The following is an 8,617-nucleotide window of genomic DNA, read 5'->3' on the forward strand; positions in this document are numbered from 1 at the left end:
TTTAACTCCTTACGAAAGTCCTTCAATAATCATTCGTAATCCAACGATAATAAGTAAAATACGTAAGATCCATTCCAGTGTCTTTCCCGGCAGCATTTGATTAACCTTTGCTCCTAATCTGCCACCAATCCATGCTCCAGGAATAAACAATATTACATATTCCCATAAAATGTGACCTTGCACAAAATGTGTTATGGTTCCCGAGATACTTACAAAGAAAATCATAAACATAGAAGTTGCAGTAGCAATATGAGTTGGAATTCCGAACAGTAACATCATGGCAGGAACCATAATCGATCCGCCACCAATACCAAACAGGCCTGATAAAACTCCTACTACTAATGAAAGTATAATAGCTGGAATAACAGAAACTTTATAATGATACCTTTCTCCAGCTAATTCAACCGTTTTAACACTTTTTTGATTTGGCCTAACTTCCCTTTTAAATACGCTTTTATTAATAAACAATAGAGATGAAACAATAATCATCAAAAGTCCAAAATACAAAGTAAATACGTCTACATCAAAATAAGCATTTAATCTAGACCCAATAATACCGCCCGGAATACTACCAATTAAGAAAAGAATTCCCGTTTGATAATCCACTCTTCTACCCTTGATATAGGTTAAAGAAGAAGACAAAGCAGTAAAAATCATCGTCACTAATGATATACCGACAATAGTTTGTGGTGTTGCCCAAGCAAATGAAGGGGAAATATGATTCATTAAAAATAAACTAGGAACTAATATTATCCCTCCACCTAACCCCGCAATGGAGCCAACAAACGCAGTAAGGATACCAATTAATACACAAATTATAAAAACCAAAGCTTTCCCCTCAATCCAAATATTAAACTTCACTATTTATATTAGCACTAAATGTATTTAATTCCCAACTATCGAGAAGGATCTATAGCAAAAAATTAATAATGGATTGGCAACATTAATGTTCATTAGTAATGATGATAAACCGCTACATGTTTATTTTTCGAGGATATTAAGGTATAATATATATAGAAAGTCATAGTATAATAAAAGACCGACCATGCTGGTACATGGAACGGTCTAATGTGTAACAGCCCTTCAAGGGGGCAGCTCACTCGTTTGAGTTAGAGAAGTAACCAACCCAAAGGCTTGCTAGGCGTTCAATGGGTGGTTACTTTTTTTGTTGAGACAGTATGGCAACGATTAAGGTTGAGAAAGAGATCATCAAAACCAATGCTTCGAATACCGTCATATTATCACCCCCTTCTTTCAAAAAAGGGGTGAACCACCACCCATGAAAGCCCTATTACACTACAGTTAGTATAACAAATAAATGATGATTTCACATCATTTCCATGTCTACTTTTAGTAATTTTTTATTTCGTTTTATCCTTCTAACCATTGACCCATATAATTGTCCTTCTGCATTCCGTACGTGACACAAGGAATGCACGAATGAGATCCGCAAAAAAATAAATTACTCCCGCCACAAACGTTATAGTTATTTAGATTTGATCCAATTGAACCTTCATCATGAATTTAGTTTCTAGAATTCACCTATTCCCCTCGAAACACGGGCTTTCTCTTCTCAGCAAATGCTTGAACCCCTTCCTGAACATCTTTAGTTCCAAAACATTGTTTAATAAAAGCGTACTCTTGTTTTAGAATCGTTGTAAGGTCTGTGTCTGGGCTTGCAGCGAGTAATCTTTTAGAAAGCGTCATTGCTACTGGTGGTCCTGCCGCTAATTCCCTGGCAAAATTCATCACCCGTTCCTGAAATTCTTCATCAGGGAATATCCCATTGACCAATCCAATTCGTTCTGCTTCCTCAGGGTAAATATCCCGACCGGTTAAGATCAATTCGGTAGCCTTTCCCTGCCCGACCAACCGTGGTAAAAAATAGCTCATTCCCGCATCAGGGCTGAGACCGCGGCGAATGTATCCAGCTGTTACCCTTGCATTAGCAGACATGTAGCGAATGTCACAAGCCAGAGCTAGCGCAAGTCCTGCACCAGCCGCGATCCCATTGATTGCAGCAATAACCGGCTTATCACAATGAACAATCCCCAAGGCTTGATGACCAACCCAACCCAATTCATCTAATTTTTGATGACGAGATTGAGCGTCTGGATTTCTCTTCGCATAATCGGTCAAATCAAGACCTGCACAGAATCCTCGCCCACTTCCGGTAATGACAATAACGCGGACTTCATCGTCAGCAGATGCCTCTGAAATTGCCTGGATAATCTCATTACTAAGTGTATCATTTACGGCATTTAGGCGCTCCGGTCTATTTAATGTTAGTGTACGAACCCCATCTTTCGTTTCTATAATAATATGTTCCATTTTTGTTCCTCCTCTATCATTTGATATCTTTTTCTTAGCTCCACAATTATATATTGATTATTCTAATTATTCATAGTATAGCATTCTTCTTAATTGCTTGTCACATTTCATTCACTAAAATAAAGATTTGTTTAGATTGAATCGCCTTCTTAGAAGGGGTAAATTAATAATATGATGTATGAATGGCATGATTTACCTAACACTAGCGGAAAAATATTTTTATGATCCAAGTGCTATGGTAAGTTTCTCAGACACGTATACTTCTTAACGTGGGGAAGGAGAAGATTTGTTATGTCTTCAAAAAACAGATCGAGGTGGTATCTTAGTACAGTAGGCATAGGTGCGTTTGTTGGGGGGGACTATTTTAACCTTAATATTCGATCTTAATATATACACTTTACTTGGTTTTTTAACCGCTGCAATAATATTAGTAATTGCGAACATTGTTTATCTTTTTTACACTAAAACGAAGTCAAGCAAGGGAAAAAAATAAAGCTTTTGTTACTCATTTTAAGTTTAATAATTATATTTATGATGATGAAAGGAAAATCAGTCGGTTTTGCAACGATTAAAATCACCCGTATTTGTTAACAACAGGAACATAAATGGCATTATTATATAGTTGAGGGTTTCAGTGGTTGTGATTGCTGGTTTTTCAGTGTTATGGTAATCACAATTGGTTTGGGGATATATTACTCTGAGTCAAACGAAACTGACATACGATATTCGTAAATTGGATACAGTTTTGCTTAAAACGTTATCCTCTCTAGTGTTATAAAAGCGTATTTTCTTATAACGCTTTTACATTTATCAATAATTTTAAATAACCTTCTAGTAAGAGTAGCTCTTACTAGAAGGTTATACGTTTGTATGAACTAATGAAGTTTTTTCTCTTTTCTGGGTTTAGAACTTTATCCAATAGAACCTTCCATTTCGAATTTGATTAGACGGTTCATCTCTACTGCATATTCCATTGGAAGCTCTTTTGTAAATGGTTCAATGAAGCCCATTACAATCATTTCTGTTGCTTCTTCTTCTGTTAAACCTCTACTCATTAGGTAGAATAATTGTTCTTCAGAAACTTTAGAAACCTTAGCTTCGTGCTCTAATGAAATATTGTCATTATAAATTTCATTATATGGTATCGTATCAGATTTGGATTCGTTATCCAAGATTAACGTGTCACACTCAATATTCGCGCGTGCTCCATCTGCTTTACGTCCAAAATGAACTAAACCACGATAAGTTACGTTACCACCTTGCTTAGAGAATGATTTAGACACAATTGTGGAAGATGTATTAGGTGCTAAATGATGCATTTTCGCACCAGCATCTTGTACTTGACCTTTACCTGCAATAGCGATAGAAATCGTATTGCCACGAGCACCTTCACCTTTTAAGTGGATAGCTGGATATTTCATGGTAAGTTTAGATCCAATATTTCCATCAATCCATTCCATCGTAGCATTCGCATCACATGTCGCACGTTTTGTAACTAGATTGTACACGTTGTTAGCCCAGTTTTGGATGGTTGTATAACGGCAATATGCATCCTTCTTAACGATGATTTCCACAACCGCACTGTGAAGGGAATTCGTTGTATAAACAGGAGCTGTACAACCTTCCACATAGTGTACGGATGCACCTTCATCAACGATGATTAATGTTCTTTCAAATTGTCCCATATTTTCTGAATTAATACGGAAATAGGCTTGTAATGGAGTAGTTGCTTTAACTCCTTTAGGGACATAAATAAATGATCCACCAGACCATACAGCCGAGTTTAATGCGGCAAACTTGTTATCAGAATATGGAATAACGGTACCGAAATATTCTTTAAAGAGTTCTTCATGTTCTTTTAATGCTGTATCCGTATCTAAAAAGACAATACCTAATTCTTGCAAGTCCTCTTTCAAGCTATGATAAACAACTTCAGATTCATACTGTGCAGAAACACCAGCTAAATATTTTTGTTCAGCTTCAGGTATACCAAGTTTGTCAAATGTTTGTTTAATTTCATCTGGTACTTCATCCCAAGTTTTACCTTGTTTTTCAGATGGTTTTACATAATATACAATCTCATCAAAATCCAACCCAGTGAGGTCTCCACCCCATTGTGGCATTGGACGTTTATAGAAATGTTCCAATGCTTTTAGACGATAGTCTAGCATCCACTGAGGTTCTTCTTTCATTTTTGAGATTTCTTCTACTACTTTACGAGTTAAACCTTTTTCTGTACGGAATACAGAAACGTCTCTGTCCCTGAATCCATATTGATACTCTTCTATTTCAGGTGCTTTCTTAGACAATTAAAAAACCTCCTTTAGGTATTAGCTGTAGATTCATCTTAGTAGCATACCTATCATATATGGCCTACAGTCCTAATTCTCCTCTTTAACGCCTCGTTCCATTGCTTTCCAAGCTAATGTAGCGCACTTTATACGAGCGGGAAATTTAGAAACTCCTTGAAGAGCTTCAATATCTCCCAAATCTAAATCTGTTTTTAATTCCTTTCCAAGCATCATATCCGAAAAAAGTTGAGACATTTCCAAGGCATCTTCAATTTTTTTTCCTTTTACTGCTTGTGTCATCATGGATGCAGATGACATGCTAATGGAGCATCCTTCTCCTTCAAATTTCGCATCTTTTACAATGTCATCTTCCACTTTTAATTGTAGTCGGATTCGGTCACCACAAGTAGGATTATTCATGTCAACGGAGACAGATTCTCCTTCTACAACTCCACGATTCCTAGGATTTTTATAATGATCCATAATAACTTGTCGGTAAAGTGTATCGAGATTATTCAAAGACATTCCCAAAATACTCCTTCGTTTTTAAAAGTCCATCGACTAGGGTGTCTATTTCTTCCAACGTATTATACAGATAAAAACTTGCACGAGCAGTAGCCGTAACATCAAGCCACTTCATTAATGGTTGTGCGCAATGATGACCTGCTCGAACAGCTATACCTTCAGCATCTAGAACTGTTGCAGTATCATGTGGATGAACATCATCTAAATTAAATGTAACAAGTGCTCCGCGCTCTTCAGGTCCATAAATGGTAATACCATCAATCGTGCTTAATCTTTCCAGTGCATAATCTGCTAATTTTTTATCATGCTCATAAATGTTATTCATTCCAATATCATTTAGAAAATCAATGGCAGCACCTAATCCAATTGCACCAGCAATAATTGGAGTCCCACCTTCGAATTTCCAAGGTAGTTCTTTCCAGGTGGAATCATATAAATCCACAAAATCTATCATTTCCCCACCGAATTCAACAGGTTCTGTTTTCTCCAATAGCTCCCGTTTCCCATATAGTACCCCTATTCCAGTTGGGGCACACATTTTATGACCAGAGAAAGCGTAGAAATCACAATCTAAGTCTACAACATCTACCTTCATATGTGGTGCACCTTGTGCTCCATCTACAACAATAATCGCACCATGATCATGCGCTATTTTAGCAATTTCTTTTACAGGATTGATGGTACCAAGCACGTTCGATACATGGGTAATTGCTACGATTTTTGTTTGATCGCTTACTGTATTCCGAACATCTTCAAGTAAAATCGTTCCATCTTCTTGAAGGGGAATATATTTTAATGTAGCACCCGTCGCTTTTGCAGCTTGTTGCCAAGGAATGATATTACTGTGATGTTCCATTGGTGTAATAACTATTTCATCACCTGGTTTTAAGTTAGGTCGTGCATATCCATAGGCAACGAAGTTTATGGAAGTAGTCGTTCCGCGGGTAAAGATAACTTGAGCAGCACTTTCAGCATTAATGAATGCTCGAACCTTTTCCCTAGCTCCCTCATATTGATCAGTCGCTCTTGTACCTAATGTATGCACACCACGATGGACATTAGAATTATTATTCCGATAATAATCATCCACTGCTTTAATTACCGGTAATGGTTTTTGAGATGTTGCAGATGTATCTAGATAGACTAATGGGTTTCCATTAACTTCTTGATCTAAAATAGGGAACATTTCTCTAATGGCTTTAATATCCATTAATATACTTTCCTTTCAATCACTTGTTTCAATTGTTTCTTAACTGATTCAATTGGTAATTGATCTACTACTGGCGCTAAGAAACCATGTACAACAAGTCTTTCTGCTTCCTCTTTTGATAAACCACGACTCATCAAATAATACATCTGTAATGGATCTACACGGCCTACAGATGCTGCGTGACCTGCAGTAACATCATCTTCTTCTATTAATAAAATTGGATTGGCATCACCACGAGCATCCGGGCTAAGCATTAATACCCGTGATTCTTGTTCAGAATTAGCCTTCGTTCCACCATGTTCAATTTTACCAATTGCATTGAAAATTGTAGTCGCACTTTCTTTCATAACCCCACGTTGTAGGATAAAACCTTCTGTCGCTTTTCCGTGTTGAATAATACTTGCAGTAAAGTTTTGAATTTGTTTTCCAAGTCCAACAGATACTGCATTCGCATTGGATGTTGCACCATTTCCCATTAGATAAGTAATGTTCTCAGAAACAGTATTTCCGTCATTCATTTGTCCAAGAGCCCAATCAATGGTTGCATTATGATTAGCAACACCACGACGGTTAACATATGAAGTTACACCAGATGAAAGATTGTCAACAGCACCATATGAGATTTTCGCATTATCCATTGCAATTACTTCTTCTACAATGTTTGCAATGGTTTCTTGATTGCCATCACTTGAAATATAGTTTTCTACGAATGTAAGTTTACTGTTTTCTTCCGCAACGACAAGAACATGATTAAATAATGCTAGCTCTGCATCTTCCTGCCAAAATACTGCTTGTAATGGTTCTTCGATTTGTACGTTTTTTGGTACATAAATAAATGCCCCACCGTTCATTAAAGCAGCATGTAATGCAGTTAAGCGGTTTTGATCAACTTGTACAGCATCTTTCATAAAATATTTTTCTACTAAGTCGCTGTGTTGTTCAAGTGCTGAGAAAATATCCGTAAAAATAACACCTTGCTTCTTCAAATCATCGTTAATCGTTGCATAAGCAATAGAGTTATTTCGTTGAATAATTAAATTCTCTGGAATATTATTTTGATCAAAGTATTCTTGTAATACTTCAGGCAAATCCTTAATAGATGAAATTGCTTCCCCTTCTGTGAATTCATGTTTAAATTGGGTAAAATTCCACCTAGTAATTTTCGTCTTATCTGGTTTAGGCATTTCTAATCTTTCTGCTTGTTCCAATGCCTCTAATCGCAATGTCTTCAACCATGATGGTTCATTTCTGTTGGTTGAAATTTGCTCAATATATTCTTTATTATATGGAAGCTTTGTTTCAACAGTCATTTTAGTCCTCCTAACGTTTACGCATTTTGTTCTACAGTTTCGTCTTCGATTCCTAGTTCTTCTTTGACCCAGTCATAGCCTTCCGCTTCTAAACGTTTAGCAAGTTCTGGTCCACCTGATTTAACAACACGTCCTTGCATCATAACATGAACAAAGTCAGGAGAAATGTAGTTAAGTAAACGTTGGTAGTGTGTGATGATTAAGCAACCGAGATTTTCTTCACGCATTTTGTTAATTCCTTTAGAAACAACCTTTAATGCATCGATATCTAGTCCAGAATCAATTTCATCAAGAATAGCGATTTCAGGTTTTAATTGCATTAATTGAAGGATTTCGTTACGTTTTTTCTCTCCACCAGAGAATCCTTCATTTAGGTATCTTGTAGCCATGTTTTGATCAATTTCTAAGAAGTCTAAGTCCTTATCTAATTCTTTGATGAATTTCATTAAAGGAATTTCGCTTCCCTCTTCACGACGAGCATTAATTGCAGAACGTAAGAAATCAGAAGTAGTAACCCCAGTTATTTCACTTGGATATTGCATAGCTAAGAAAAGACCTGCACGTGCACGTTCGTCTACTTCCATTTCTAATACATCTTCTCCGTCAAGCGTGATACTACCTTCCGTTACTTCATAACTTGGGTGTCCCATAATTGCAGATGCAAGTGTTGACTTGCCTGTACCATTCGGTCCCATGATTGCGTGGAATTCTCCACTTTTTATAGTAAGGTCTACACCTTTTAAAATCTGTTTACCTTCAATTTCAACGTGTAGATTTTTGATTTCTAAAACTGATCCTGCCATAATTATACCTCCAAAGACTGATATTTTAACTATGTTGAAATGAATATTAATCCATTCTCAATCTATTCTCATTACAATCTTAAAGCATTTCCAATTAATTATCAACTTATTAACTAGTAGACTCTAGAATATAGGTTTTATAAGATA

8 protein-coding genes are annotated in these 8,617 nt (G+C 36.5%); all 8 read right to left on the minus strand.

Going from position 1 to position 8,617, the window contains the following annotated elements; translation table 11 throughout:
* Nucleotides 1-9: 9 nt before the first annotated feature.
* On the minus strand, nucleotides 10-828 hold the full coding sequence (locus KM885_RS15085; protein WP_047184633.1) for a sulfite exporter TauE/SafE family protein: 819 nt from the start codon (nucleotides 826-828) through the stop codon (nucleotides 10-12).
* A 328-nt stretch (nucleotides 829-1,156) separates the two neighbouring features.
* Entirely contained in the window at nucleotides 1,157-1,237 is an 81-nt protein-coding gene (locus KM885_RS18305) for a putative holin-like toxin (protein WP_225344196.1), read from the minus strand.
* A gap of 305 nt (nucleotides 1,238-1,542) precedes the next feature.
* The gene (locus tag KM885_RS15090; RefSeq protein ID WP_047184634.1) at nucleotides 1,543-2,331 is read right to left on the minus strand and encodes an enoyl-CoA hydratase/isomerase family protein; all 789 of its coding nucleotides are present in this window, start codon (nucleotides 2,329-2,331) and stop codon (nucleotides 1,543-1,545) included.
* A 911-nt stretch (nucleotides 2,332-3,242) separates the two neighbouring features.
* Nucleotides 3,243-4,640, minus strand: coding sequence for a Fe-S cluster assembly protein SufB (gene sufB, locus KM885_RS15095; protein ID WP_047184635.1), 1,398 nt, complete (start codon nucleotides 4,638-4,640; stop codon nucleotides 3,243-3,245).
* A 72-nt stretch (nucleotides 4,641-4,712) separates the two neighbouring features.
* A complete protein-coding gene (gene sufU / locus KM885_RS15100) occupies nucleotides 4,713-5,147 on the minus strand; it encodes a Fe-S cluster assembly sulfur transfer protein SufU (protein ID WP_047184636.1) in 435 nt (144 codons plus the stop codon).
* Nucleotides 5,134-6,357 (minus strand): cysteine desulfurase, encoded by a 1,224-nt coding sequence (locus KM885_RS15105; RefSeq protein WP_047184637.1) that lies wholly within the window; start codon nucleotides 6,355-6,357, stop codon nucleotides 5,134-5,136. The genes sufU and KM885_RS15105 overlap by 14 nt, the downstream gene beginning before the upstream one ends.
* The gene (gene sufD, locus KM885_RS15110; protein ID WP_204797606.1) at nucleotides 6,357-7,667 is read right to left on the minus strand and encodes a Fe-S cluster assembly protein SufD; all 1,311 of its coding nucleotides are present in this window, start codon (nucleotides 7,665-7,667) and stop codon (nucleotides 6,357-6,359) included. Before sufD ends, KM885_RS15105 begins: the two co-directional genes overlap by 1 nt.
* Nucleotides 7,668-7,684: 17 nt before the next feature.
* On the minus strand, nucleotides 7,685-8,470 hold the full coding sequence (gene sufC, locus KM885_RS15115) for a Fe-S cluster assembly ATPase SufC (protein ID WP_204797607.1): 786 nt from the start codon (nucleotides 8,468-8,470) through the stop codon (nucleotides 7,685-7,687).
* Nucleotides 8,471-8,617: the final 147 nt, after the last annotated feature.

It is taken from the genome of Oceanobacillus caeni (assembly GCF_019037185.1).
GTDB classification, from domain to species: domain Bacteria; phylum Bacillota; class Bacilli; order Bacillales; family Amphibacillaceae; genus Oceanobacillus; species Oceanobacillus caeni.